This window comes from Mycobacterium sp. UM_Kg1 (assembly GCF_000972925.1).
In the GTDB taxonomy this organism is placed as follows: Bacteria; Actinomycetota; Actinomycetes; order Mycobacteriales; family Mycobacteriaceae; genus Mycobacterium; species Mycobacterium hiberniae.
This window is the reverse complement of the sequence record NZ_JRMK01000357.1, coordinates 1-397: the sequence shown is the minus strand read 5'-3', so window position 1 is coordinate 397 and position 397 is coordinate 1. Positions and strand designations below refer to the sequence as shown.

At 74.1% G+C, this 397-nt stretch carries 1 pseudogene; it reads left to right on the top strand.

The features are described 5' to 3' along the window. Positions 1-397: pseudogene (locus tag LI92_RS22065) on the top strand (hypothetical protein); the annotation flags it as partial.

Here is a 397-nt window from a genome sequence, read left to right as displayed (position 1 = left end):
GTGTATAAGAGACAGCGTTGAACCCAGCACCACCGTTACCGCCCTGACCGCCGTCACCGCCGGCGCCGCCGACACCACCGAACGCTCCGGTGCCACCGTGGCCACCGTTGCCGCCGGCGCCACCGGCACTGCCGTGGCCGCCGTCGACGCTGCCCTCCACACCGTCGGCGCCGTCGAAGCCCGCACCGCCGTTGCCGCCCCGGCCACCGTTGCCGCCGTTGTTACCGAATCCGCCACTGGTGTCGAAGCCACCCTGGCCGCCGTTGCCACCCCGGCCACCGGCCCCGCCATCAACACCGGCGGTGGTGCTGGCTGCGCCGTCTTTGCCGTCGCCGCCGTTACCGCCGACCCCGGCCACACCGGCAGCAGCGCGGGTGACGCCATCGGCCTGCAGGCC